We start from the raw sequence: 24604 nt of genomic DNA on the forward strand, positions 1-24604 counted from the left end.
CTTGCCGCCGTTGTGGCGTTGTCCGTCGTGTCCGGTCATCCTTGTTGGCCCACAGATCGACGGTGCACGAGAACACACACTTGAACACGAAAGCGAGAACCCATGACCGAACTATCCGATGGGATGGCCCGACTGATCGGACCATGGACCCTCACCGTAACCGTCGACAACCACGACAGACAGCAACACTTCCCGCCCCTCGTCGACTGGCTCGCCAAACTCGTCACCCCCTCCAACAACAGCCGCGGCGGGGGAGGATCACCAGCAACCCGCAACCTCGTAGACGCAATCGCCCTCGACCTCCTCATGCACATCCAAGACGTCACCCGGGCATGGTTGCAGGAATGGGGCGTCCAGGTCGCAGGCGAACTCAAACTCGACCTACGCGGATTCTGGGACCGACTGCACGCGCTCCACAACACCGGCGACATCGACGAGTACATGTACGAACGGCTTTACGCATACCCGGACACGTGGGCGGCGAAAGTGTGGGATCTCATCGAACCACCCAAACAGGTTCCGTTGCGATCATCCGAATGCCCTAGGTGCGGCGTCGGTAAAGTCACCAACGCGGAAGGCGAGTCATCCGACAACCTTCTCATCAGCGCACGCGTTGGGCACGAAATCACCGCCGAATGCCGAAACCATGAATGCGCCGCAGTATGGGTCGGGCGTGAAGGGCTCATCGAACTCGGCCGCGCAATCGGAGTCGAAATCGACTTCGACACGCTCACCAAAGCGGTAGCAGAACTCGAGTAACATCTGCTATCCTGAATATGCCTAGAAGGAGTGTCTAAACTCCCAGGCGTTTAGTTCCCCACCGTCCTCCGGGCCTGGTGGGGATTTTTGTTCCTCCCGGTCGGCTCATGGAATGACCCGTGGCGAATGGTCGGTCGAGGACAAGCCGGGTCGACGCCGGCGAAAAACAGGTGCACACGAACGCACCCGACAAACACACGACAGCCCCACCGACCCCTAGCCCCACGGTTACAGGTCAAAGCGCGCACCCCGTCGTGTCATAACCCGAAGCAGCCACCGCGCTTGGTCGGGTACGCCGCTCTAGCCCAACCGGTAGAGGCAACGGACTCAAAATCCGTCCAGTCCCAGTTCGAATCTGGGGAGCGGCACAATGCGAGGTCGGCATACGTAGCCCTCGGGCCGGAACCGAAGTTGCAACCCTCGCAGAAGACCTCAGGTGCTCCAGCACATGCCTGGCAGCTAAGTGGCCGAGACGTTCGCGTACGACAGCCTGAGGCAACTCTTCATAACTACATACGGCATGTTCACGGCTTATGCCCAAACCGGCTATGAAAGGCGACCATCGTGTCCCTCGCAGACCGCGGCGCGAAGGCAGCGCCCAAAACCAAATTCGAAGCCTGGCTAGACGCCCTCAACGACGAACACAGAACCATCGTCACCAGTTGGCTCAACGACACCTGGTACTCCAACGCCAGAGTCTGCGAAATGATCCGCGACGACGACCCCGAAGACAACTTCACCGGGTACAGGGCAAACAAGGACACCATCGCTGTCTGGCGGAAGGCACACAATGTCGATCGCGTCTAGAGCACAAGCCACCGAACCCACCACCAGCATCGGCACCGTAGACGTCGGCCCGGACGGTGGAGAGTTCCGCGACATTAAATCCGAAACCCCGATCACCGACTGGGCCGACATCTTTCACCGGTTCGGCCTCGACCCCGCATCGTTCGCCATCGTCGACGACACGGTGCGCATGTCGACCTGGCAGCAGTCGAAACGACTCGAGGGCGGCGAACGTGACGTCGTGAACCTGTACTCCTACCGGGCACAGTTCAAACGCCTCACCGGCGCCGAGATCGACCTTCCCGCCCTGTATGCGGAGGGTCGCCGTAAGCCCCGTGCTCAGGTCAAGACAGCACCCGCGAATCGTGTCACCGTTGTTGCCCTGTCCGACGTGCAGGCCGGGAAAGTCGACCACCGCGGTGGCACACCCGAGCTCATCGACCGTCTCGCCGGAATGCGGGACAGGCTCGCCGCACACCTCAAGCAGCGGAAACCCCAGTCGACGGTCCTCGCCGAAGTGGGTGACCTGTTCGAGGGTTTCGAGTCCGGTGGTAACCCGATGTTCACGAATGACTTGTCGTTGGCGCAGCAGATGGATCTTGCTGGCACTGAGCTGTACAAGTTCATCGAGGTCATGCACCGTCACGGTCACGTTGATGTGATGTCGGCCCCGTCGAACCACACGGCCTGGCGGAACGGGAAACAGAACCTTGGGCGTCCCGGTGACGACCTTGGCATGTTCGTGCACCGTCAGGTCGCGAAGGTCGCACACGCGGCCGGGATCGACGCGGCGTGGACGTTCAGTGACACGTACGACGAATCCGTCACCCTCGACGTCCTCGGAACTGTTCTCGGCATGGTCCACGGCAACCAGTTCTCATCCGGTCAAGCGATCGGTTGGTGGCAGAAGCAGCAGCACGGGGGCATGCCGATGGCACGCGCCGACATCATGCTGAGCGGCCACTACCACCACCTGACCGTCATCCCTTCTGGTCGCAACCCGAACACGGGACGACAGAAGTGGTGGTTGCAGGCCTGTACGACCGACAACGGTTCTTCCTGGTTCCGCAACGTCGGCGGCGGTGACTCCGATGCTGGCCTCCTCGTCTTCGACATCACCGAAGACGGATTCGACCTACAGTCGCTGACTGTTCTCTAACGCCCTTGCCCTCTGTATGGCAACCGGTTTCGACCACCGCGACCACATGGCAAGGGATTCATACCTCCCACCTCCCACGCAACAGCCACAGGGTAACAGCCACACATGTAGGGCAACCGGCGTCGAGGAACGGTGGGCAGAACCACACGGGGCCGGAACACCAACCACAGTGTTCCGGCCCCAACACATGCCGTCACATGGCACCCGCGCAGAACACCTCCGAGATGGGAGCTGATGTGGATGGCATCGACACCGAGGACTACTCCCTAGCAACCTGCGACGCGTGCGGGATCAGCGTTCGAGGCAAAGCAGTGTTCGCACTCCCGAGCGGTCGCACACTCGTCTACTGCGGGCACCACGCTCGGAAATACGCAGACGCCGCCCGCAGCATGGGCGCACTCATCGTAGAACTCTCACCCGCCTAGAAAGGCACGCTCATGGAGAGCACCAGAGACCTCATCCGTGACCTCGCCATCATCCACATGGAAGGCGAAGGGGACTGGCAGTGTGTGTGCGCCCCAGCAGGAGACGACGATGACACCTGATTGCACGGCCACGCACCTCCTCAACAACGACTCCCTCGACTGCCACCTCACCAACGGTCACGCCGGCCCACACAAAGGCCGAGCGGTAGACGGCGACTACTGGTGGCAGAAAGAACCCACAAGGACACGCCATGAGTGAGTCCTGGTACATCCTCGAACACGACTTCATCCTCGGGCTCCTCTACCGGGCACACGCCAACGAAAACCCCGACCTCCTCATCATCGAAGTCGAAGCGAACTGCAACACCGTCGAAGTGGAAGACGACCATGGATGACCGACTGATGCGCACCCTCACATGGACCGCCATCACCCTCACCGCGATCATCCTCGCCTACATCCTCCGCCGACCCGCACTCAACTGGGCCTTCAACCACAAGACGGACCAGCCCGAAACACCAGACGGATGGACACCCAAAATGCGCACCTGGATCAACGGGGAGTTGCAGTGATCGACACGCGCGATGAGATGACCTGGCCCGAAGAACATGTCGCATGGCAAGGCATCATCGACGCCGCCCCCGAAATGTCAGTGCCGCACGCCGTCCACGTGTTCATCTTCCACACCGCCAAGCAACTGCAATCCGCAGTCGGACAAGAGAACATCGGCGGCCACTCGCAAGCATGGAACGCACCAGACTCGCGCGGCGTCGCCGCCGTCATCATGCTCAACGCCGAAGAACTATACCTCTCGATAGTCGCCCACGAGGCATCTCACGTTGCTCTCTACCACCACAGCGGGCTCGAGCAAACCCGCGTCGGAGCCCGGCGATGGCTCAAAGATCACCCCGAATCGATCGCGGAGATGATCGGCAACCTGACCGCCCTCATTTGGTACGGGATACCCGATCTCGGGAGCGAACAATGACCGTCACGACGTGTGCACGATGCGGACGACCCGCCACCTACCCGACAACCGGGACCATCACATGCGTCTGCGGCAACCGAATCCACGGCACAACCACCGGAGCACACGCATGACCGAACCCGAATACGCGTGCATCTCCTGCGACACCATCTGGAACTCACAATCCGCAAGCGACAGGTGCTGCGACAACGACGACCTCGCCGGCTACGAACCCAGCCGCAACAGGCTCTCCTTCACACCCGGCTACGACTGAACTCCACACCCACACGAAGCCCCGACCACAGACGGTCAGGGCCTCACCCCGTTAAGGACAGGTCAACAATGACCCGCACACTCCACACCTGCGACACCTGCAACGAAGGCCACGTCAGCATCTGGCAAGCCGCCACATGCTGCGACCCAGCAGCACCAGGCGACACCGACTAACCGAGGCGCCATGCCCACACAACCCGCCAACGCCAACGGACACCGGAGGCGAGAACTCAGAGCCCGGGTTTGGGCAGAAGAACACCGGTGCGCACTATGCGGGGGACCCATCGACAAGACCCGGGGCATGCAGCCAGGAGCACACGGACCACGCTGCAAAGGCAACTGCACCGGATGCATACCGGACGACATGCGCGGAGAAGTCGACGAAGACCTACCCCGCGCACGAGGCGGGTCACCATACGACCGAGCCAACACGCACCTCATGCACCGCCGCTGCAACAGACTCAAAGGAACACTCACCATCGCAGAGTTCCACGCACAAGCAACACAACAGCAGCCACCCACACGAGTAACCAACCTCATCAACTGGTAGGCGGAACAACTCAAGGCGACGGGGCCACACCCCCTCCCACCCCCGCCCAAGGCCACCCCGAAGGTATAGGGCCGATCTCTCCCCGCCGTTTTTCCCACAGGAGGTATACGCCATGGCTAAGAAGAGCTTGCGTGCTGTGGAGCCGAACGAGAAGCCCCAGCCCGCCAGGGTGCTGTCGATCCTTGAGGCTGCGGAGGAAGGGGATCGGCTTGAGGAGTTGCGCGCGATGCGCCGCCGTATTGCTAAGACACTCGACGATCCGAATACGCCCGCCCGAGATTTGGCGGCGCTCTCACGTCGGCAGATGGAGTTGGGTCGCGAGATCGAAGTGATGGAATCGCAGGTTGCCGAGGAGGCGCGTAGTGCCGAATCCGCAAGGGGCGAGCGCCGCCGAGCGTTCAACGCGTCCGCTATCTGAGGTTGCCCGCCATGTAGTGGCTCCCTCTGGGATTGTTGACTCCGTTTGGTTCGAGCTCGAGGAGCGGTTCGACGAGTGGAACATTCGATTCGATGCATGGCAGGACGGCGCGGGGCAACTGTTGCTTGGTACCCGTGAGTCGGGGAAGTACGCGGCGACGGTGGGCGGTTCGACGCTCTCGATCGCCCGTCAGGTGGCGAAGACGTTCCTTGTGAGTCGGACGACGTTCGGGCTTTGCACGTACGAGGACGATCAGACGTGGCTGTGGACGGCGCACCGTGTGCGTACGGCCACACAGACGTTCCAGAAGATGGCCGGCTTCGCGCAGCACAAGCGTGTGAGGCCGTACCTGGCGCCGGGAGCGACCAATGGTATCCGTTCGGCGAACGGTGAGCAGGAGATTCGTTTTCGTAACGGGTCGCGGATCCTGTTCGGCGCTCGCGAGGCGGGTTTTGGTCGCGGCTTCGATGAGGTCGACGGCGAGGTGTTCGACGAGGCGCAGATTCTGACGGAGAAGGCGCTTGAGGACATGATCCCGGCGATGAACCAGTCGCGGAATCCTCGTGGTGCTATGGCTGTCTTCATGGGGACACCCCCGAGGCCCACAGATCCGGGAGAGGTGATGAAGGCTCGCCGGCGGAAGGCGCTCTCCGTCGCCCCGGCGCAGTTCAGCATCGTCACGCACGGGGATGCGCTTTATATCGAGTGTTCGGCTGACGCGGACGTGGGGCGTCCAGGCGGGCCATCATTGGATGATCCCGAGCAGATCAAGCTTGCGAATCCGTCGTACCCGCACCGGACCCCGCCCGAGTCGATAGCGCGCATGCGGGAGAACCTTGTCTCGGATGAGGCTTGGCGGCGTGAGGCGTTGGGAGTGTGGGATGACGACACTCAGGGCGCTCGTCGTTGGTCTGATGATTTCTGGTCGTCTTGTGGGACGAACGAGGCTCCTGCTGATGGGGTTCGTTCTTTCGCTGTCGCGTTCTCGCTGGATGGGAAGTCGCTGGCGGTCGCGGGGGCGAGCAAGACGGACGAGCTCGTGCATGTCGAGATCGTGGATGCCGCTCGTGTTGCTGATGGTTGGTCGATTGATGACGGGCTTGAGCCTCTGGCGGACTGGTTGGCTGCTCGTAAGGAGCGGACGGCGCAGATCTCGATTCTGGGCAAGGCGGGCGTGTCTCTGGTGACTGCCCTGAAGGAGAAGGGGGTGCCGTCGAGCATGATCCACGCGATGACGACCGGCGACTACTTCTCCGCGAATGCCATGACCGAGAACGCCATCCGAGAGAAGAGGGTTTCTCGGCCGTTTGGCGAGGCCGGCGATGTTCTCGACGCGGCGGTAGCGGTTTGCGATGCGAAGACTCGCGGTTCGGGATGGGGATGGATCGCAACCGTCCCGGATGTTGACAAGGAGCCCCTTGAGGCCTTCTGCGCTGCTTACTGGGCTGCGCGTACTACTAAGCGTGTTCCGGGACGGAAGCAGGTGTTGCTATGACGGCTTTCTCCGGGGTGTGGGCGGCGCCGCAGTTTGTGTCTGGTGTTGATGAGGTTGAGCTGGATGCGATTCGTGGGTTGTTTGCTACGTGGCAGGCGAAGTTCCCGCGGAATGTGTTGCGGTCGCAGTACCGCGACATGAAGGTTCGTATCAAGCCGTCGCAGAACATTCCTGCTGAGGCGATTGCTCGGGTTGAGGCGGTTTCGGAGTGGCCTGAGAAGGCTGTTTCGGCGTTGGCGGAGCGGTCGGTGTTCGAGGGGTTCGTATCGCCTGGCGGCGAGCAGGATCCGTTTGAGCTGGGTGCCGTGCTGGACGCGAACCGGTTTGATCTCGAGCTGCCTCAGGCGATTTCGTCGGCTTACACGCACTCGTGCTCGTTTGTGACCACCGCTGTCGGTGATGTTGCTTCGGGTGAGCCTGAGGTGTTGGTGATGGCGCGTGAGGCTACGTGGTCCGCGGCGAGGTGGGATTCTCGTCGTCGCGTGCTTCGGGACATGCTCGCGATTACGGATGTGGATGAGTCTGGTCAGCCGACTGGGATGGATGTGTTCTTCCCGTATGCGGTGGTGTCGTTGACGCGCAGGCCGTCTGGGTCGTGGGTTGCTGAGCGTCGGGCGAATGCGGTGGGTGAGGTTCTTGCTGAGCCGTTGACGTATGCGCCTCAGTTGACGCTTCCGTTTGGGCAGTCGCGGATCTCGCGTGCGGTGATGAACATCACGGATCGGGCGTTGTTGACGATCATTCGTGCTGAGATTGCGTCTGATTTCTACGCTGTGCCCCGCATGTATGCGTTGGGGCTGGCGGACGCGAACATCTTCTCTCGGGGGAAGTGGCAGGCGGCGATCGATTCGTGGTTCGCGTTGACGAAGGACGCGGATGGGGGCTCGCCGACTGTGGGTCAGTTCCCGCAGATGACAATGCAGCCGATCACGGACATGTACCGGACGATCGCTACCCAGTTCAGTGGTGCGACGGGTGTTCCGGTGTCGAATCTGGGCATCGTGACGGATAACCCGCCGTCTGCGGAGGCGTTGTACGCGGATGATCGGCGGATCGTGAACACGGCGCGCGCTCAGAACCGGATTCTGGGCGCGTCGTTGAAGCGTGTCGCTCAGCGCGTCGTGCGGTTGCGTGATGGTGGGCCGGTGACGCCGGAGTTGGCGAAGTTGGATGTGTCGTGGGCTAACCCGGCGTTCACTTCGCCGGCGACGTCGGCTGATGCGTTGGTGAAGTTGTCCTCGGTGTTCCCGTGGCTGTCGGAGTCTGAGGTGGCGTTGGAGTTCGCGGGGTTCTCGCATGCTGAGATCACCCGGTTGTTGTCGGATAAGCGTCGGGCGCAGTCGGGGTCGGTGTTGCAGCAGGTTCTTGCGCGGCAGACCCCTCCGGTTCAGTCGGCGGTGACGGATGACGTCGCGGGATGATCTGAACCGTTTGACGGCTGCACAGCGCGAGTTGGTGCGGATGGCTCAGAACGAGCTCCGGGGGTTCTTCTCGTCGGTTGATCTGACGCGCCCGGAGCTTGTTCGGGACGCTCTGGTTGAGATTGTGCCGTTGCTGACTCGTGAGTATGGCGAGTTGGTGGCGACGGTCGCGGCGGAGTGGTTTGAGCAGGTGCATCCGGGTGCGTTTCTGGCGCAGACCGCTGCTGAGACGTTCCCCTCGGCTGGGGTCGTGGAGAACGTCCGGTATCACGCTGGTGCGTTGTTCACGGATGACCCGTATGCCGCGGTGAACGGTATCACCGGGGCTTTGCAGCGGTTCATCTTGTACTCGGGTCGAACGACGGTCGCGCGGAACGTGCAACTTGACCCATCGAAGCCACGGTTTGGTCGCGTGCCGACTGGGGCGAAGACGTGTGCTTGGTGTTCGATGCTCGCGTCTCGAGGGTTCGTGTATCTGACCCGTGAGACTGCCGGCGTTGTTGCTTCCGACTATCACGATGACTGTGACTGTCAGATCGTTCCTGAGTGGGATGCGGGTAGCTCACATATCGAGGGGTATGACCCGGATCGGTTGTACGACCAGTATTTGCAGGCGCGTGACGCGGCCGGCAGTGGTGATCCGAAGGACATTGCTGCGGCGATGCGTCGCCTGTTTCCTGATTCGTTTACGGATGGCGTTACGTCGTCCGTTTGATCTTCCACGGTTTCTTCCGTGGCCGCACGGTGACGGTTTCGCCGGTTCATGGGCGCACGGCCCCTAAACGGAATGAGGGCTCAGCATGGCTGAGGAAACGGCCCAGACCACGGGCACGGAAGAAACCAACGGGCAGAGCACGGACGCGGCGAAGGAGTTCCAGGCGATCACGTCGCAGGAGGATTTCGATAAGGCGATTCAGGCTCGTATTGCCCGGGAGCGCAGCAAGTTCTCCGACTATGACGACTTGAAGGCGAAGGCCGACAAGTTCGCGGAGTGGGAGAACGCTCAGAAGACCGAAGCACAGAAGGCCCAGGAGGCTCTTGAGCAGGCTCAGCGTGAGCTTGCGGAGACTCGTTTGCAGGCTGCTCGCGCGGAGGTTGCGGCGTCGAAGGGCGTCCCGGTGGAGCTGCTTTCGGGTGGGACGCGGGAAGAGCTCGAGGCGGCCGCTGATGCGCTCATCGCTTTTCGGGGTGAACCGGCAAAGGGTCCGGTGATCCCTGGCCAGGGCAAGCAGCCCGCGGCCGCACCCGAGTCGAAGGCTGAGGCTTTCGGTCGGGCTCTTGGCTTGAATGACTGAAAGGACTAGCTAATGGCTGGTATTGATGTGAACCGCACTACGAGCGGTGTTCAGCTCCCGAAGGAAATCTCGACGGAGATCTGGACGAACATGCAGGAAGCGTCCGCGGTGCAGAATCTTGCGCGTCGGATCGATCTCCCCGGACCCGGTGTGACCATCCCGATCGTCACCGGCGACCCCTCCGCGGACTGGGTTGCTGAGACGGACGAGAAGCCCGTCTCCCGCCCGACGTTCGGCTCGAAGGACATCACGCCCTACACCCTCGCGGTGATCGTGCCGTTCTCGAACCAGTTCCGTCGCGACGCTGCTGCCCTGTACAACGAGTGCGTTCGTCGTCTTCCCGGCGTCTTGGCGAAGAAGTTCGACGCGACGGTGTTCGGTTCGACCGGCGCCCCGGGCTCCAACTTCGGTCAGCTCGGCGCGGCATCTGCGGTTGCCCTCGGCCCGCATGCAACCGATGTGAAGAAGAACACCTACGCGGGCTTGGTGCAGGCGTACACCGAGATTGCCGCTTCGGGTGGCTCTCTCGACGGTTGGGCGCTCTCTTCCCAGGCTAAGGGTCTTCTCCTGGGCCAGGTCGATACGACCGGTCGCCCGCTGCTCCTGGACTCGATCCAGGCCGGATCGGCTGTCCCCACGATCCTGGGCGAGCGCGTGTACTACTCGCAGGGCGTCCAGGCCGCGGGAACTCCGAACACGATCGGTTTCGCCGGCGACTGGGACTCCGCTTTCTGGGGCTCGGTCGAGGGCGTCTCGATCAGCATCTCCGACCAGGCATCGATCGTGGACGGCACCGTCACTGCCGGTGACGTTGAGATCCCGAACGTCATCAACCTGTGGCAGCGGAACATGTTCGCTGTTCGTGCGGAGATCGAGATCGGCTTCCAGTACCGCGACATCGCTCGCTTCCGGAAGCTCACTGACGGTACGCGCGCGTAACTGAGGAGGGTGCGTCATGGCTTACGCAACTGTTGCGGATCTGGAAGACCGGTGGCGCACCCTCACCAGCGCGGAGCAGGCGCGCGCTGAGGTGCTGTTGGGGGACGCGGCCGTCCGTTTGGATGTGTCGTGCCCCCCTTCGGTCCCACCGACCGTCTCGGAACTCGCGGCCCGGAAGATCGTGTCGTGCGAGATGGTGAAGCGGGCGATGGCGACTCCCGGGGGTGTGGCCGGGATTGGTGTGACGTCTGTTCAGGCTGGTGCTGGCCCGTTTCAGGAGACGCAGCAGTTCGCGAATCCGACCGGCGACCTGTATCTGACGAAGGCTGACCGTGACCTGTTGGGCTGCGGCGCGCAGGTGGCGTTCACAGTCCCGATGACGGACTGGACGGACTCAGTGGAGCCTCCGGGTTGGTGGGAGGTTGCTCCTTGAATGGCGTGGATGAGGTGACGCGGTTGCGTCGCGAGCAGACGGGTTCTGATCGTTACGGGAACCCGATGTATGAGCTTGTGGAGACTGTGCTTGCCGAGCTCGCGTTGTTCGCTCCGAAGGACGTGATCCCTGCCGTGGAGGTGGGACGTTCCCCGACCGTGGTGGAGCCGTCGCTGTACTGGTTTGAGGCGTGGCCTGATGTGCGTGCGGATGACCGGTTGCGGGTTCGTGGCGTGGAGTACGAGGTTGCTTCGGTGCCGGCGGATTGGCGTGGTCGCACGGTGGGGGGCCTGGTCGTGAAGTTGCGTGACTCGGCTGAGGGGGTGGCGTGATGCGTGTGTCGAAGTTCGTACTGAACAAGGCGGCGTTTCGTGCCCAGATCCTCAAGGGTCCGGAGACGGAGGCGCTTCTTCGCGGCATCGTGGGTGAAGATGCGGTGAGTGAGCAGGCCCCGTCGCGTGCTCGTGCCCGCGTGTACGGGAGCATGGACGACGAGGCGCAGAATGGGACCCTTTCCCGGGTGATCGGCGGGTGGCGCCTATGAGTATCCCGACGAGTTCCCCGGACATGGAGGCCCTGCTGATTGCGGGGCTTTCGTCTGTTGAGGCGACAGTGAACGTGCGCACGAATCGGCGCCGCGAGCTGGTGGTTCGAGCAGATCTGCAACAGAAGGTGACCCCCATCTCACGGTACTGCCGTGTGGGGTTGTCTGCGTGGTCTCTGCGTCCGGATGGGTCTTCGGATCTTGGTGACGCTTTCGATCTTGCTGCGGCGGGTAACGCGTGGCTTGAGAACAACACGACGGGCGTGGTTCTTTCCGCCGATGTCGAATCTGGGCCGTCTCGGGTCACTGACCCCGTGACGAAGCTCGAGTACCTCTACTCGACCGTTCTCCTTGAGGTGGCGGTCTGACATTCGTGACCCCGGGTCACTTTCTCGCCCTTGTCGCCGTGGGCATCTACCTAGTTGAAGGAGAACGCTTATGGCTAAGCCTGCGTACATGACCTCGGGTGTTGACGCTGATCTTGCCCGACTGATCAAGGACGGGGCGCTGTTCTTGCGCCCGGTGGGGTCGACGGCCCCGACTGGTACGACGTGGACGCCCACCACGGGTGACGAGCAGGTCGGTTACTACTCGGACGACGGGTTCACGTTGACGCCGACGCCGGGCGATGAGACGAACCTGACGGGCCACAACGGTGACCCTCTGATCTCGGAGGCCGCCCCGGGCTACTGGGGCGTGAGTTTCGCTGGCCTCGAGGGCAATGAAACGGTCACGTCGGCTTACTTCGGCGTGGATGTTGCGGTTGATGGTTCTGTGACTGTTGACTCGGCGGCTGCGACGAAGCGGTATGACCTGATCGCGGTTGGTCTGGATCAGAAGGAGCGCCTGATTCTGGTGCACTTCCCGAACGTGCAGATCGATAACAGTTCGCGTGAGGCGTTGACGTTCAACCGGACGACTTTGCTGGCGTATGGGTTGGCGTTCAAGACGTTCCGTGGTGGTTCGTCTGCCCCGTATCACTTCAAGGCGTGGGGTTTCGTGGCTGAGGAGCCCGAAGAGACGCCTTGATTTCCGTGCTCCGGGGGTGGGTGAGTGGCGACCCGCTCACCCCCGGTTATCTCTTCTGGTCGCCCTAGTTGGAGGTCGCCATGTTTGAACTGGAACTTGAGAACGAGAACACCCCGATGATCGACTTCGGGCAGAACGGGAAGGTGCTGTTTCAGTTGCCGGTGCTTGGCGTGAAGGGCGTCCCGATGGGGATCACTTCCGCGTTCGCTATCTTCTGGGACAAGTTCCAGGCCGGTCGTAAGCTCACGGAGTCTGAGGTTGCTCAGGCGTGGGGGTTCTTTATTCAGACGCTCGCGGACACGTACCCGGATGCGACGCGTCAGCTTGCCCGGCTTGATGAGGCGAACCTGTCCCATGTGTTGAAGCATTGGGTGTCGGTTTCGTCTGAGCATGGGTTCGACGCGGGAAAAGCCTGACCCTCACCGTCGCCTTCTTCGCCCACCGTGGCCCGCTCGAGCATGAGTTGTGGTCACGGTACGGGTGGGGCTTCGATGAGGTTGTTGCGGGTCGGCGCGCCTGGAATCTGGTGGCGCTTCTTGTTGACCGGGTGGTGAAGGACACTTACTCGGATCTGTATGCGTCGTTGCGTGGTTGGGGTTACGCCCCGAACCCGATGGACGCGTTCTTCCTGGATTGGGTGGATGCGCAGGCTGTCATGCATCACCGTCCTGGGAAGGTGATGCCCCAGCCGGTGCGACGCCCTTGGGAGGCTGCGTCTAAGCAGCGTGTGCCCACGGATGATCCGACGCGTTCGGAGCGGCGCAGGGCGCTTCGGGAGCGGCTAGGCCTGCTGCCGGTGGATGCGGCCGTAGTCGTCGATGGTGAGGATCATGCTCTCGGACTTCCGGTTGAGGGCACGGTAGATGACGTAGATCAGCCATAGGCCGGCGGTGAGTAGGACGAGGATCAGGTTCCAGAACCATCCCATCCGCTTCACTTTGGAAAGCACGACTTGGTTGGGTGTTGCGGACTGCACCATCCACCCCGCGGCGGCGTAACGGGCGACCTCGGCGTTCAGGATCGCGGTCTTCCGAGCTGGTTCGACCAGTTGCGCGTCGGCGTAGTGTGCGGTCCACGTTGAGCCGTCCCACCATCGTTGACGCCCGGAACCGTCGTCGTACCAGCCGGGCGCGACCTGCGCCGTTGAACTCATGGCTGCATCTTAACCGGTATCTCTGACAGCCGGTAGCAATCGAATCGTGGGGCACTGCCCCTTTTCGCCCTTTGGGGCAGAGAGGGGGCGTTTCGTGGCGCAGGAAATCGGTGTTGCCTATGTGTCGCTGCTTCCGTCCGGTAAGGGCTTCTCGAAGGGCGTCCAGACGGAGGCGGAGTCTGCTTTCAAGGGTGCTGAGAAGTCGTCGGACGGCTTCTTCTCCGGTGTCACCCGATGGGCCAAGCGCGGGGCGCTTGCTGTCGCCGGGATCGTCACGACGGTTGGCGCCCTGGCAGTCGGTGGGGGCATTTCGCGTGCTCTGAACATCGAGGATGCGACGGCGAAGCTAAAGGGTCTCGGGCATGACACGAAGGCCGTTGAGGCGATCATGCAGGACGCTCTTGCTTCGGTGAAGGGTACGGCGTTTGGTTTGGATGCTGCGGCGACGACTGCGGCTTCTGCGGTTGCTGCGGGTATCAAGCCGGGTCAGGAGTTGGAGCGGTATCTGCGGTTGACGGCGGATGCGGCGACGATTGCTGGCACGTCGATGGGTGAGATGGGCGACATCATCAACCAGGTGACCTCTAAGGGTTACGCGGGGATGGAGAACCTGAATCGGTTGACGGAGCGGGGTATCCCGATCATGCAGTGGCTTCAGAAGGAGTATGGGGTCACTGCGGATGAGCTTCAGAAGATGGTGTCGCGGGGTGAGATCGACGCTGCCACGTTCCGTAAGGCGATCGAGGACAACATTGGTGGTGCGGCTCTTGAGTCGGGCAACACGACTCGCGGTGCTTTCGCGAACATGCGCGCCTCGCTCTCCCGATTGGGGCTCGCCTTCGTCGGGGATGGCCTCTCTGGCGCTAAGACGTTCTTCAACGAGATCACTGTCATCCTGGACGGCTTGGAGGAGCGCGTCGGGCCGTGGGTTCAGCGCATTCAGGACAAGCTCGGCGGCCTAGTTCAGCTCGATGGTTTCGGGGAACGGTTCCTAGCCGGGCTGGACTCGTTCATTGCGAACTTCGACTCCACACCGTTCGGCATCCTGCTGACGACGCTCGAGCCGCTGGTTCCTGTCCTGCGGGAGCTCGGTTCCAAGATCGGGCCGGTGCTTGCTGCCACCTTCGAGCAGGTGGCCGAGGCGCTGGAGCCCGTCATCCCGATGCTGTCGGAGGCTCTTGTCGATGCTGTGGAGCAGTTGGCGCCGCCGTTGACTGATCTGCTGGTGGCGTTGCTGCCGCTGATTCCACCGCTCGTTCAGCTTGCTGTTGACATTCTTCCGGTGCTGACCGAGGCGCTCGCGATTCTGGTCCCGGTGCTGGTGCCGTTGATTCAGGGGTTGGCGGAGTTGACGGCGTTCGTCGTGAATCTGCTGTTGTTCTTGAACGGCAACACAACGATGGATGAGTGGGGTCGGCAGATTGAGGGCACTCAGGGTCCGATCATCGATATGGCGCGTGGCATCAATGAGTGGTTGGCGCCGGCGTTGAACTTCTTGATGGGGTTGGTGTCGCAGGTGGCTTCTACCTGGAACGCTGCGTGGTCGCGGGTTACGTCGTTCTTCAGTTCGGCGGCGTCGAACATCAGCGGGACGGCGACGCGCATCTGGTCGACGCTGACTTCGGTGTTCAGCAGTGGAGTCAGCCGTGTCGTTTCGATCTTCACTGGGTTGCCTCGTCACATTCAGAATCTGTTCGCGGGTGCTGGTTCGTGGCTGGTCAGTTCGGGGCGCGCCCTGTTGCAGGGGTTCATCGACGGGATTAACTCGATGATCCGCAACGTGGGTGATGCGATCGGTGGCGTGCTGAGCTGGGCGCAGGGGTTCTTCCCGCATTCGCCCGCTCTCCGTGGCCCGTTCTCGGGTCAGGGTTGGGCGGCCGTGTTCGATGGTGGCCAGTCGTTGATGGAGCAGTTTGCGGTTGGTGCGGAGTCGTTCCGTCCGGAGTTCTCGTTCTCGAGCCTGACCAACCTCCTGGGTTCCGCTCATGGTGGTCAGTCGTCCGAGGTGTCGTTGGCCGGTGCGACGTTCACGATGCTCGTGGACGGGCGCCCGATGAGGGGCATGATCCAGGAGCAGATCGTCCAGCAGTCAGCTCTATCGAGGGTGGCTCTGGAGAACGGTTCGAGGAGGTAGTTCATGGTGATTGAGCTTTCCGTGGACGTCTCGGGCAACCCGTACGTTGAGGTGTTCTTCGACCCGAGCGGACTCGAGCCCGACACTGCGTACATTCAGGTGTGGCGGTACTCGGAGGGTCGAGAGTGGCAGGTTCGGGGCGGGGTCAACATTCCCCCCGGGGTTGCCGCTCTCGACTTCGAGGCTCCTCCCGGAGTTTCTGTCGAGTATCGGGCGGAGATGTTCACCGCGGCGGGTGCCTCCCTGGGCTGGACCGCAGCGGGAAGTGTCGACGTTCCCAACTTCGGGGTGACGATGCACAACCCGTTGGACCCCACTCTGTTCATCCGCAAGCCCGAGTCGGCTATGACTGATGTGTCGTTGGGTACGAACAAGCGTCCAACTGTCGGAGAGGTGGTCTACACCGAAGGCAAGGTTGTGGGCACGCATATCGGAGCGGGCCGTCGCGGTGTGGTGGGTGTGAGGTTCGGGCTATTGCTCGATGGTGTTGAAGAGGCTGATGCCTTCCAGACCATGCTTGGCGACTATTCGAACCGCCAAGTGTCGGTGCTGATTGTTCGGACACCGCCGTCTGTTCGGCTTCCGGGAACTCTGTTCCTGAGCGTGTCGGACCCGGACGAACTTGATGTCTCGATTCGTTGGGGTGGCGCTAGTTCCGTGGCGTTGTTTACGGGTACTGAGGTTCAGCCTCCGTTCCCGGGTCTCGCTGTTCCGTTGCTGACGTATGACGATTTGGATGCGGCGTATGTGTCGTATGACGAGCGTGATGCTGCTTATGCGTCGTATACGGATATGGATCGGGATTACTCGTTGGCGGGGTTGGCTGGTTGATTCCTTGGGGGTGTCATGCGTTTTGGTTCTGACATCCTCAAGGGGATTCTGACGGGTTCGTTCAACTTCTATTGGGCGGCGGATGTCTATTACAACGGTGAGCGTCGGTTGCAGGATGTGCCGTTGTCGGATGTTCGTTTCCAGGAGGATGCGAACGCGACGATTCAGCAGTCTGGTTCGTGCACGGTTGTGTGGTCGGATGCGTTTGCGACGTCTGTTTCGCCGGCGGGGGTGGAGGATTCTCTGGCCCCGTTTGGTGCCCAATTGCAGGTGTTTTGTGTGGTGGAGGCGGGTTCGTTTTCGGAGCGCGTGTCGTATGGGTGGTTTCAGATCACGAATGTTCCGTCTGCTCGTGACGAGATGATGCGGTTCCGGGGGGATTGGATCACTGTCGGTTCCACGGTGGAGCTGGAGTTGAAGGAGACTTTGGCGGCGATCGCGGAGGAGACGTTCGATGCTCCGACTGCTCCTACGTCGTTGGTGTCGGCGTGGGATGAGGTTGGTCGGATCAGTGGGTTTGTGTTGGAGCGTGCGGTTCCGGATGCTCCTGTGCCTCGTTCGGTGATGTATGAGGACGAGAAGATTGATGCTTTGTATGACTTGATGGATGTGGTGTTGTCGGCTGTTCCTCATATGAATGCGGATGGTGCGTTGAGTGCTCGTCCGAAGTCGTGGCCTGAGCCGGTTGATCGTATCCGGTTGGGGGTGCTGGTCGAGGTTGGTAATTCGATGTCGGCGGCGCAGGTTTATAACCGTGTTGTGGTTCGTGCGAATGGTGCGAATCAGGCGGCGATTTTGGCTGTGGCGGAGTTGAGGACTGGCCCGTTGCGGGTGCGGAATGTTGATGGTTCGCGGTCGCCGTTTGGTGCGAGGACTCGGTATTTGTCGAGTGAGTATGTGACGACGAAGAGTCAGGCGCAGAAGTGGGCTGATGAGACGTTGGCGCAGGTGTCGACTTTGCGGACGCGTGTGGTGCCGGTGGAGGAGTTGTTTAATCCTTTGCGTGAGCGTGGCGATGTGGTGTTGGTGGAGCGTCCGAATGAGTGGCTGATTGGTCGTGTGGTTTCGATTGATCGTGGTGATGCGACGCAGCGGTTGACGGTTGAGGTTGCGGGTACTTCGGAAGTCGCCTACCCGGAGCCTTACCTGTTGTTTGGTGATTCGACCTTCTTGGGCGATGGAACGTACTTCGGAGGGAACATCTAAATGGTTTTTGTGCCCAGGGTTTATAAGGACAAGCCTGATCGCTCGACTCCCATTCGCGCCGAGGATGCCGCCCATTGGCAGACGCAGTACGCGGAAGCTGTTGATTACATCAACGAGTTGGGTGCGATGCAGACGGCGGCGGGTCGGAAGGTTCGGGCTGTGGGTTGCGCGATCCGCAACACGGGGTCCGGGTTCACGTACATCGACGATGCGACTCATGAGCGTCTGGGGTTCACGACGATCAGTCAAACGGCGACGGATGTTGTGTTGGATTACGGGTTCACCGCGTCGAGGGTTATCACTCTGCTGGTTGGGTCTGATGAGACGTACGCCGAGCGGGGCATTGTTGCGGGCGCGTCGGTGGGGTTGTCGTCGGCGAACATCCGGTTTGGTTCCCCGGCTGGGTTCAACGACTACGTGCAGTACGACGGGTCGGCGTGGACGTCAACGACGGGGTTCATCACGAGCGTCACGATGAACGGTACGACGGGGCTCATCAGCTTCAACCATGCCGCGATCGCAGAGCAGTACGGCGGGAGCGTGGTGGTTCGTTCCGCGAACCTGCGGGTATCGAATGAGGGGCGCGCTGCCGACACGATCGGGGCGATGGTGTTCCCGTACAACTCGGCGACCTCGGCGAAGACCCCGACGACCGACATGAAGTTCTGGATCAACCGGCCCGGTGTGCGGAAGATCAACCCGGCCACGCTCACCGAACCTTCCGGGAACTTCTGGGTGGTGGGGTTGATGGAGGTCGGGAATGACTGAGGCGCAAACAATCCTCAAGCTGGTGGGGGATCGAAGCCGGGTACAGGTCGTATCCGGCTTTTTTCGTGGGCTGGAGGGTGCCCGCGCGTCGGTTGATTTCAACGATGGGCGGGTGCCGGCGTACTTCGCTACACCGTGGCGCCCCGAGGTGAATGAACCCGTTTGGGTGATGGTCACCGATGGCGTCGCTTACTTGCTTGGTCCGACGTCTGCGAAACCGGCTGTCGGGGTGGTGGTGTCGGTGTCTGGCGGGCGTGCCGTGGTGTCTACGGATATCGGACAGGTCACCGCGACGTATGACTTCCCGCGGACGTACTCGGCGGGTGACAAGGTGCGTCTGTCGTGGAACTCGGGTTGCTGGATTGACGGCATCCGTTCCGATGTTCCCCCTGACCCTGATGTTCCGCCTGCTCCCGGTGGTGGGGGTAAGCGGCAGACGCGTAGCTTCACGGCCATCGATTCCGGTTCGTACCAGTCGGGTCATGGGTGGCGCATCAACGATGTGTGGTGCTCGGCGAGCAATATCGGGGCGTGGTTCTACGGGACCAAGATCCGCGACACGATCCCTGACGGGGCGACGATCCATTCGGCGCAGATCTATCTCCCGCAGCGGAAGAACCTTGGTGCTGCACCGTTCGGGCGGCACGGATCCGCGACGAAACCTGTCGGGCCGGTGTCGTTCGCGGCGACCGCGGAGCTGCCTGCACGCAGCGGGTGGGTCTCAATCCCTACCTCTCTCATCGACTACCTGAAGGCGAACACGGGCGGGCTCGGGTTCGCGGGTGGCGGCTACTCGATCTGGTCCGGAACGCAACGCGACGGACAGTCCGGGACAGTCCGCGTCACGTACACAAGCTAGGAGGCCCCTCATGGGTTACACAACGACGGGTGGCGTGAAGGGTCTCGGCCAGTTCAACAACACCCCGCAGACGACCGCTGACCTGAACAAGCTGCTCGAACTCATCGGGAAGATGGGCAACTATCGGGGCGCGATGACCGAGGGGGAGCGTGACCTGATCCTCGGTGCAGACAGGTTCGACGGGCTGATGGTGTTCAACCAGAGCTCGGGTCGCATCAACGTGTGGAGCGATGACCTGTTCGACTGGTGGGATCCGACCAGTGAGGACACTTACTATCCGGATTCGTTTGGTGCGGGCTGGTCGGCCGCGTCGGGGTACCCGGTGGTGATCCGGGTGTTCGGTGACCGTGTGCACATTGAGGGTGCGGTGGCGGTTGCGTCGGGTGCATCGTTCGACAACATTCTGACCGTGCCGATTGCTGCACGCCCGGGAGCAATCCGGTGGGTTGGTGCGACAGTCGGGCAGGGCGCGGCGATCACGGGCATGTTGGATGTGACGACCGCGGGACGACTTCGGCTTCCGTACCGTACTGGTTCTCTCGCTGCGGGTCAGCTTCTTCCGTTGTCTGGCTCCTGGACGCTCTCGTGAGCGTCGGGGAGGGGTAACCATGGGCGGGTACACCAACGGACGGTTCCCGCTGAGCATGCTCGTGCATCTCGGCGGGAAGGTCTATCTCCCGGCGGGTACCGCGGCACGGTGGCGGTGGCTCGTCGCACAGGCGCTCGTGAAGTACCAGGTGGAGTTGTACGTAACGCCGGGGTGGAACGGGTACCGGCCGTTCGATGTGCAGGTGCAGTACCGCAAGGATCTCGGGATCTGGGCGGCGACACCAGGGTATTCGTCGCATGGTCTCATCTACCGCGGAGATCTCGTCGCCGCGATCGACGTCGCGAACTGGCGTGACCTCGCGCCCGGCAACGAAGCTCTCGCCTGGACGCGGTTCAAGGCCCTGTGCAGGCTCGCCGGGTTCACGGTCGATTTCGTGTCGCCGCAGGAACTGTGGCACATCGGCGACTTCAACGACGTGTGGACTGCTCCGGGGTTCGCCGCCGGCAACATCACCGCACCCAAGCCGGGTGCGACAGCGATCCTCGAGGAGTTGACGGATATGGATAAGGCATTGATCGTCCAGGTGACGACGAAGAACGGTATTACGTGGGCTCTGGTGGGTGCGACGGTGCCGGGCGGGTTCCGGACTACGCGTGTTCAGGAGACGGCGAACGCGTGGGCGGTGATCTACGGGCCGGGGAAGAAGCTTGACCAGGCGGCTTACGACATCGTGATCCGTGAGGCGAAGGCGTTGGCGGCGTCTTGGTTGGCTCAGCAGAAGCAGATCCACGCCTGATGCGCTGGCTGTGGCGACATTCGATCTGGTATCCGGGTGCGGTGCCGGTACTTGAGCGGAAGTATGCGGGGCCGCTGAAGTGGTTCGTGTTTCCGGCGTTCGACATCATCATGGCCGTTGTCGGTGGGCGGGCGCTGTTCGTCGGCATCCCGTCGATCGAGGCCCTGTATCCGGCCGGGGTTGCGTTCGCGATCTACCTGGCATGGTTCCTGCTCGCGGTGGCCTGTTTCGTTGGGGCGGTGTTCCCGGCGTTGTGGCCGTTCGAGATCGTTGGGAAGGGGGCGCTGTTCTCCGTGCTGCTCCTCTACTTCATCGCTATGCGTGCATCCCCAACAACAGTTGATGGTGCGAAGGATGCCGTCTCGGGCCTTCTTCTCGCCGCGATGCTGATCCCCTGTTTGCGTCTTTGGATCCTCGGGATTGAAGAGCGCGCACGTAGGGCCGCCTGATGGAAGCGTGGGTCGGCACGCTTCTTGGCGGGTTGCTTGGCGGTGGCAGTCTCGCGGCGATCCTGGTGTTCATCGCTACCCGGAAGCGCGACAAGGCGACTGGGATCACGGAGCGTTTCGATGACGCGTCCCAGCTCGCCCAGTACATCCGTGAAGAGGTCGAACGGCAGGTAGCCCCAATCCGCTCCGAGCTCGACGCGGTCAAGAAGGAATCGCACGAGATCCAGAACGCGTTCCGCGAGTGGATCGTGGGCGTCTGGCGGTGGGGTCAGCGTGGCCGTCTCGGTGACATGCCTATGCCGCCGCCTCAGATTCTCCACCGTCTCGGCCTGGGCTACCTCGCCGATGACGAGTGGCACACAGAACCACCTATCTACAAGGAGTGACATATGAATACACCTGTTCCCAGTGAGACCCCGAACGTTGTGATCGAGAGCCCGAAGGCGCGCAAGATCGCTCGTACCGCCCTGGACGTGGTTGGTGCCACGCTCGGAACGGTTATTGCCGTTGATGCGGCGTCGAGCGGGTTCGATGTGACGTGGCTGACCGTTCCCGCGATGGCCGGCTGGACGTATCTGCGTCTGGTGTTTGGTATCGCGATCGACAACGCGAACACGCCCTCGTAAGGGGTGCGAAACGAAAAGACCCCCACTCAGGTTCGCGCCTGGGTGGGGGTCTTCCTGCGTTTACTGCACGGGTTCGGGCGGGGTGAGCACGTTGAACGAACCGGAGTACCAGACGTTCGCGCCCTTCTTGCTCAGCAAGGACGGGTTGACCCGCTTCTTGCTGTTGCCCATGAAGAAGAACACGTCAGCGTAGGTGAGGCCGACCGAGGCCCCTACTCGGACGTCGGCGGATGCGAACTCGTCGTCAACGGTGACGCTGAAGTCGCGGACCTCGGCGGCACCGAAGTCGTAGAAGATGCGTACCCGGTCTTTGAGGACGAGAACATGGGAGGTGCCGTACGGGGTGTGTGCGCGGTCATCGACGACACCCCACTGGTAGCGGTTGACCCACCGGATTGTCCCGCCGATTTCCTGCACTTGCAGTTCAGGTTCCGGGGTCGGAGTCGGGGTTGGTTCGGGCTCGGGTTCCGGCTCAGGTTCAGTGGGCGGGGTTTCCGGGTCCGGTACAGGCTCCGGGGGCTGTTCCGTCCCGTCAGTGGTAGACACGCGAATGTCGTGCGTCTGGTCGGTGGCAGTCGGTTCGTCGGTGGGCGCGACGGCAGAGGAAGGTGAGGGCTCCGGTGAAGGGAGCGTCTGACCGAAGATCAACGCAGTGACGATACTTGCCGTGGTCGCGCCGATTACCGCTGCCGTTGTCGCCGAGCGGATCGGCTTCATCGGTCTTCTTTCTTACTGGCTTGCGCTAAGGATACCCATAGGGAGTCCTGGTTGGGGAACGTTGTTCGCGATCGTTATCCGAGCCCTCATGGTGCGTCGAGGATGGCGGGGTTGGTGGTGATGTAGAGGGGGAGTGCCGCAGCCTGCCCGTGCCCCAACAGTTCGGGAGTCGATGGGTCTGGGAGCGACCGGCGATGCTGACCCAACGCGATCCACGGTTCGAGCCCTGGGAGTGTTCTGAGGGCGGTGCAGAGGGTTGCCGTGTACTCGTCTTCGAAGTACCCAACCCACGTGCCCACAGCCTCAGCCAACACGTCTACGCGTTCGCCGGCTGTTGCGCGCAGTTCGTCGAGCACGGGCCCCGGATCAGACGCGTACCTGTTCCGTGAACAGATCGCATCCAGCGAGATACTCAACTTCACGGCAGGGGACAAGCCTCGAGACATGCCACACGATCCTTCCCCCGGCCGAGACAACCCAAGTCTAGGGTTCCCAACACGCCCCGAACCAGTCACACTGAACGTGCGGGGGGTCGATTTCTACCGGCAACGGTGGGCGGGCGACCCCCCGTCTTTAAGGTGCGATCGGCTGGTTCGTACATGCCGAAGTGCACGCGCGCACGTCGCCGTATTCGGTGAGGTAGTTCATAGCAGGTCCTTGTTGTCTTCCACGTACTTGTAGATGAACTTGCGGATCTCGTCTGAGATGACTTCGCCGCGTTTGGATGCGATGAGTTTGGCGTCGGCCCACACGTCGTCTTCTATGCGGAAGTTCTTGGCGGTGTTCTTGGGCTTGTTCGTTCCCCAGCGATCCGGCTCACTCATCTCGGTCTCCATGGGCTTGAGGCATGCAACGCCGGCACACGCGCGTGTAGCTGACCCCGAGTCCAACAGGGGCGATGTGGGCGGTGTGGTTCTGGGGTACGCGCTCAAGGACGGGGCGGCCATCAAGAGTTTCACCGACCTTTGCGAACGTCTGCGTGAGTCCGTCGAGCATGTGTGCCGCCGTGACGCATCGGCCGCGGTGAAGCGTGCCCGACTCAGTGTTGATCCACTCGTCGTCATCACCGATGGTCATTCCGAGCGTGAGAGAGCCGTCGAATACTGCCCGTGTCAGTTCGCAAACGTGGTCACGCTCTTCCTGTGTCGGCGCGACGGCACCGCCATATTCCCCGGAAGCCCTCCGATTCCGCCACTGGGCCACGAGTTGGCGGCTGCGTTCGGTGCGCGTTTGGCCGCGTTCGCTTGTGCTCGCCTCGGCCGACCGTTCCTCGCCTGTCAGCCCGTCATCGCTCATGTTCACTCCCCATTCCTACGCTGGCGGTCCGACACTTCTTCTTCCCGGAGTCGCGCCGCCTCTTCGCGGGCGACGATCTCAATAACGGCCTGAGCCACTTCTTCGGCGCTCGGAGGTTCCTGACCGCGTATACTGCGCCAGTTCTCGCTCAGGTCGTCCAACTCTATCTCCTTTGGTTCGGTGTACCTACACTCTAGGCGGTGTACCTACACCACGCAAGCCCCCTGAATGGTAAACTCGCGTGGAAGGCCGCTGGTGACTGCGGCTTGCGCTCGAAGTAGCCCGCCCTCGTGGCGGGCGCTTTGCGTTAACGCCGCAATGTCCCACCCCACGACGATCATGGGAACCGTGACGCCCGCTCAACTACTCGCCTTCGAAGCCCGCCACCCGAAACACACACCAGCCAAGACCCACGCGATCCGCCACCAACTTGGTATCAGCGAAGTCCGCTATTACACACTCCTCCACCGTGCCGCGCGATCCGTCGAGGGGATCAGCATCGACCCGTTGACGGCACGCATGGTGAGGGAGCGGATCGAGAAACGAGCCCGCGAACGGACGAAACGTGCTGCCTGAGCGCGACACGCCGACAAAAACGTAGCCACCTCGAAAATCGAGGTGGCTACAGTTTTGGCTACTGGCGAGCCGGGGTTTTCCTAGCTCGCCCAGTGTTTTCTAGTGCCCCCGACAGGAGTCGAACCTGCGACCTACGGTACCGGAAACCGGCG

Annotated in this window: 34 protein-coding genes and 1 tRNA gene; 30 read left to right on the forward strand and 5 right to left on the reverse strand. The window is 61.9% G+C overall.

All coding sequences use genetic code 11. The features are described from left to right. Positions 1–102: 102 nt before the first annotated feature. The 19 genes from KZC57_RS16155 (at position 103) to KZC57_RS16245 (ending at position 12907) form a co-directional block, all read left to right on the forward strand. On the forward strand, positions 103–759 hold the full coding sequence (locus KZC57_RS16155) for a hypothetical protein (RefSeq protein WP_247642215.1): 657 nt from the start codon (positions 103–105) through the stop codon (positions 757–759). A 294-nt stretch (positions 760–1053) separates the two neighbouring features. Further along, positions 1054–1127 (forward strand) — tRNA-Leu (locus tag KZC57_RS16160). A gap of 196 nt (positions 1128–1323) precedes the next feature. Then, positions 1324–1566, forward strand: coding sequence for a hypothetical protein (locus tag KZC57_RS16165; protein WP_247642216.1), 243 nt, complete (start codon positions 1324–1326; stop codon positions 1564–1566). Then, the gene (locus tag KZC57_RS16170; protein ID WP_247642217.1) at positions 1550–2704 is read left to right on the forward strand and encodes a hypothetical protein; all 1155 of its coding nucleotides are present in this window, start codon (positions 1550–1552) and stop codon (positions 2702–2704) included. The genes KZC57_RS16165 and KZC57_RS16170 overlap by 17 nt, the downstream gene beginning before the upstream one ends. Before the next feature lie 676 nt (positions 2705–3380). Next, positions 3381–3524, forward strand: coding sequence for a hypothetical protein (locus tag KZC57_RS16175; RefSeq protein WP_247642218.1), 144 nt, complete (start codon positions 3381–3383; stop codon positions 3522–3524). Continuing rightward, positions 3517–3699: a hypothetical protein gene (locus tag KZC57_RS16180; RefSeq protein WP_247642219.1), complete on the forward strand. Its 183-nt coding sequence runs from the start codon at positions 3517–3519 to the stop codon at positions 3697–3699. Before KZC57_RS16175 ends, KZC57_RS16180 begins: the two co-directional genes overlap by 8 nt. Continuing rightward, positions 3696–4115 carry a hypothetical protein gene (locus KZC57_RS16185; RefSeq protein ID WP_247642220.1) on the forward strand — a complete coding sequence of 140 codons (420 nt, stop codon included), beginning with the start codon at positions 3696–3698 and terminating at the stop codon, positions 4113–4115. The genes KZC57_RS16180 and KZC57_RS16185 overlap by 4 nt, the downstream gene beginning before the upstream one ends. Positions 4116–5029: 914 nt before the next feature. After that, entirely contained in the window at positions 5030–5335 is a 306-nt protein-coding gene (locus KZC57_RS16190) for a hypothetical protein (RefSeq protein WP_247642221.1), read from the forward strand. After that, complete coding sequence (locus KZC57_RS16195) at positions 5280–6830, forward strand: hypothetical protein (protein WP_247642222.1); 1551 nt, start codon at positions 5280–5282, stop codon at positions 6828–6830. Before KZC57_RS16190 ends, KZC57_RS16195 begins: the two co-directional genes overlap by 56 nt. After that, a complete protein-coding gene (locus KZC57_RS16200; protein WP_247642223.1) occupies positions 6827–8251 on the forward strand; it encodes a hypothetical protein in 1425 nt (474 codons plus the stop codon). The genes KZC57_RS16195 and KZC57_RS16200 overlap by 4 nt, the downstream gene beginning before the upstream one ends. Further along, positions 8235–8966: a hypothetical protein gene (locus KZC57_RS16205; RefSeq protein WP_247642224.1), complete on the forward strand. Its 732-nt coding sequence runs from the start codon at positions 8235–8237 to the stop codon at positions 8964–8966. Before KZC57_RS16200 ends, KZC57_RS16205 begins: the two co-directional genes overlap by 17 nt. An 85-nt stretch (positions 8967–9051) precedes the next feature. Beyond that, positions 9052–9546, forward strand: a complete 495-nt coding sequence (locus KZC57_RS16210) for a DUF4355 domain-containing protein (RefSeq protein ID WP_247642225.1) — start codon at positions 9052–9054, stop codon at positions 9544–9546. Positions 9547–9558: 12 nt separating this feature from the next. Next, positions 9559–10485: a phage major capsid protein gene (locus KZC57_RS16215; RefSeq protein ID WP_247642226.1), complete on the forward strand. Its 927-nt coding sequence runs from the start codon at positions 9559–9561 to the stop codon at positions 10483–10485. A gap of 16 nt (positions 10486–10501) precedes the next feature. After that, on the forward strand, positions 10502–10918 hold the full coding sequence (locus KZC57_RS16220) for a phage Gp19/Gp15/Gp42 family protein (protein ID WP_247642227.1): 417 nt from the start codon (positions 10502–10504) through the stop codon (positions 10916–10918). A 5-nt stretch (positions 10919–10923) separates the two neighbouring features. Next, on the forward strand, positions 10924–11250 hold the full coding sequence (locus KZC57_RS16225) for a hypothetical protein (protein ID WP_247642228.1): 327 nt from the start codon (positions 10924–10926) through the stop codon (positions 11248–11250). Then, positions 11247–11462 (forward strand): hypothetical protein, encoded by a 216-nt coding sequence (locus KZC57_RS16230; RefSeq protein WP_247642229.1) that lies wholly within the window; start codon positions 11247–11249, stop codon positions 11460–11462. Before KZC57_RS16225 ends, KZC57_RS16230 begins: the two co-directional genes overlap by 4 nt. Beyond that, the gene (locus KZC57_RS16235; protein WP_247642230.1) at positions 11459–11830 is read left to right on the forward strand and encodes a hypothetical protein; all 372 of its coding nucleotides are present in this window, start codon (positions 11459–11461) and stop codon (positions 11828–11830) included. Before KZC57_RS16230 ends, KZC57_RS16235 begins: the two co-directional genes overlap by 4 nt. 70 nt (positions 11831–11900) lie before the next feature. Further along, entirely contained in the window at positions 11901–12491 is a 591-nt protein-coding gene (locus tag KZC57_RS16240) for a hypothetical protein (protein ID WP_247642231.1), read from the forward strand. 80 nt (positions 12492–12571) lie between these two features. Then, positions 12572–12907 (forward strand): hypothetical protein, encoded by a 336-nt coding sequence (locus tag KZC57_RS16245; protein WP_247642232.1) that lies wholly within the window; start codon positions 12572–12574, stop codon positions 12905–12907. 365 nt (positions 12908–13272) lie between these two features. On the opposite strand, the gene KZC57_RS16250 is transcribed toward KZC57_RS16245, so the two are convergent. Continuing rightward, positions 13273–13644 (reverse strand): DUF2510 domain-containing protein, encoded by a 372-nt coding sequence (locus KZC57_RS16250; RefSeq protein WP_247642233.1) that lies wholly within the window; start codon positions 13642–13644, stop codon positions 13273–13275. Between the two features lie 94 nt (positions 13645–13738). Between KZC57_RS16250 and KZC57_RS16255 the strand changes: the two genes are divergently transcribed. Genes KZC57_RS16255 through KZC57_RS16300 form a run of 10 tightly spaced genes read left to right on the forward strand, consistent with a single transcriptional unit; the run spans position 13739 to position 21863 of the window. Beyond that, a complete protein-coding gene (locus KZC57_RS16255) occupies positions 13739–15778 on the forward strand; it encodes a tape measure protein (RefSeq protein ID WP_247642234.1) in 2040 nt (679 codons plus the stop codon). A gap of 3 nt (positions 15779–15781) precedes the next feature. Then, positions 15782–16609, forward strand: coding sequence for a hypothetical protein (locus KZC57_RS16260; protein ID WP_247642235.1), 828 nt, complete (start codon positions 15782–15784; stop codon positions 16607–16609). Positions 16610–16624: 15 nt separating this feature from the next. Beyond that, the gene (locus KZC57_RS16265; protein WP_247642236.1) at positions 16625–17815 is read left to right on the forward strand and encodes a hypothetical protein; all 1191 of its coding nucleotides are present in this window, start codon (positions 16625–16627) and stop codon (positions 17813–17815) included. Continuing rightward, positions 17816–18583, forward strand: coding sequence for a hypothetical protein (locus tag KZC57_RS16270; protein ID WP_247642237.1), 768 nt, complete (start codon positions 17816–17818; stop codon positions 18581–18583). Next, positions 18576–19442: a hypothetical protein gene (locus KZC57_RS16275; RefSeq protein WP_247642238.1), complete on the forward strand. Its 867-nt coding sequence runs from the start codon at positions 18576–18578 to the stop codon at positions 19440–19442. The genes KZC57_RS16270 and KZC57_RS16275 overlap by 8 nt, the downstream gene beginning before the upstream one ends. Before the next feature lie 10 nt (positions 19443–19452). Next, positions 19453–20031 (forward strand): hypothetical protein, encoded by a 579-nt coding sequence (locus KZC57_RS16280; protein ID WP_247642239.1) that lies wholly within the window; start codon positions 19453–19455, stop codon positions 20029–20031. Positions 20032–20050: 19 nt separating this feature from the next. Next, complete coding sequence (locus KZC57_RS16285; protein ID WP_247642240.1) at positions 20051–20788, forward strand: hypothetical protein; 738 nt, start codon at positions 20051–20053, stop codon at positions 20786–20788. Next, a complete protein-coding gene (locus KZC57_RS16290; protein ID WP_247642241.1) occupies positions 20788–21237 on the forward strand; it encodes a hypothetical protein in 450 nt (149 codons plus the stop codon). Before KZC57_RS16285 ends, KZC57_RS16290 begins: the two co-directional genes overlap by 1 nt. Beyond that, positions 21237–21623: a hypothetical protein gene (locus tag KZC57_RS16295; RefSeq protein ID WP_247642242.1), complete on the forward strand. Its 387-nt coding sequence runs from the start codon at positions 21237–21239 to the stop codon at positions 21621–21623. Before KZC57_RS16290 ends, KZC57_RS16295 begins: the two co-directional genes overlap by 1 nt. A gap of 3 nt (positions 21624–21626) precedes the next feature. After that, positions 21627–21863, forward strand: a complete 237-nt coding sequence (locus tag KZC57_RS16300; protein WP_247642243.1) for a hypothetical protein — start codon at positions 21627–21629, stop codon at positions 21861–21863. Between the two features lie 60 nt (positions 21864–21923). On the opposite strand, the gene KZC57_RS16305 is transcribed toward KZC57_RS16300, so the two are convergent. From KZC57_RS16305 to KZC57_RS16320, 4 genes are all read right to left on the reverse strand, one after another. Next, on the reverse strand, positions 21924–22580 hold the full coding sequence (locus KZC57_RS16305) for a hypothetical protein (protein WP_247642244.1): 657 nt from the start codon (positions 22578–22580) through the stop codon (positions 21924–21926). An 86-nt stretch (positions 22581–22666) separates the two neighbouring features. Further along, complete coding sequence (locus KZC57_RS16310) at positions 22667–23002, reverse strand: hypothetical protein (RefSeq protein WP_247642245.1); 336 nt, start codon at positions 23000–23002, stop codon at positions 22667–22669. A 222-nt stretch (positions 23003–23224) separates the two neighbouring features. Further along, a complete protein-coding gene (locus KZC57_RS16315) occupies positions 23225–23404 on the reverse strand; it encodes a hypothetical protein (protein WP_247642246.1) in 180 nt (59 codons plus the stop codon). Further along, positions 23397–23882, reverse strand: a complete 486-nt coding sequence (locus KZC57_RS16320) for a hypothetical protein (RefSeq protein ID WP_247642247.1) — start codon at positions 23880–23882, stop codon at positions 23397–23399. The genes KZC57_RS16315 and KZC57_RS16320 overlap by 8 nt, the downstream gene beginning before the upstream one ends. A 333-nt stretch (positions 23883–24215) precedes the next feature. Between KZC57_RS16320 and KZC57_RS16325 the strand changes: the two genes are divergently transcribed. Further along, on the forward strand, positions 24216–24452 hold the full coding sequence (locus KZC57_RS16325; protein WP_247642248.1) for a DUF3263 domain-containing protein: 237 nt from the start codon (positions 24216–24218) through the stop codon (positions 24450–24452). Positions 24453–24604: the final 152 nt, after the last annotated feature.

The organism is Microbacterium sp. KSW4-4 (assembly GCF_023091185.1).
Taxonomy (GTDB): domain Bacteria; phylum Actinomycetota; class Actinomycetes; order Actinomycetales; family Microbacteriaceae; genus Microbacterium; species Microbacterium paraoxydans.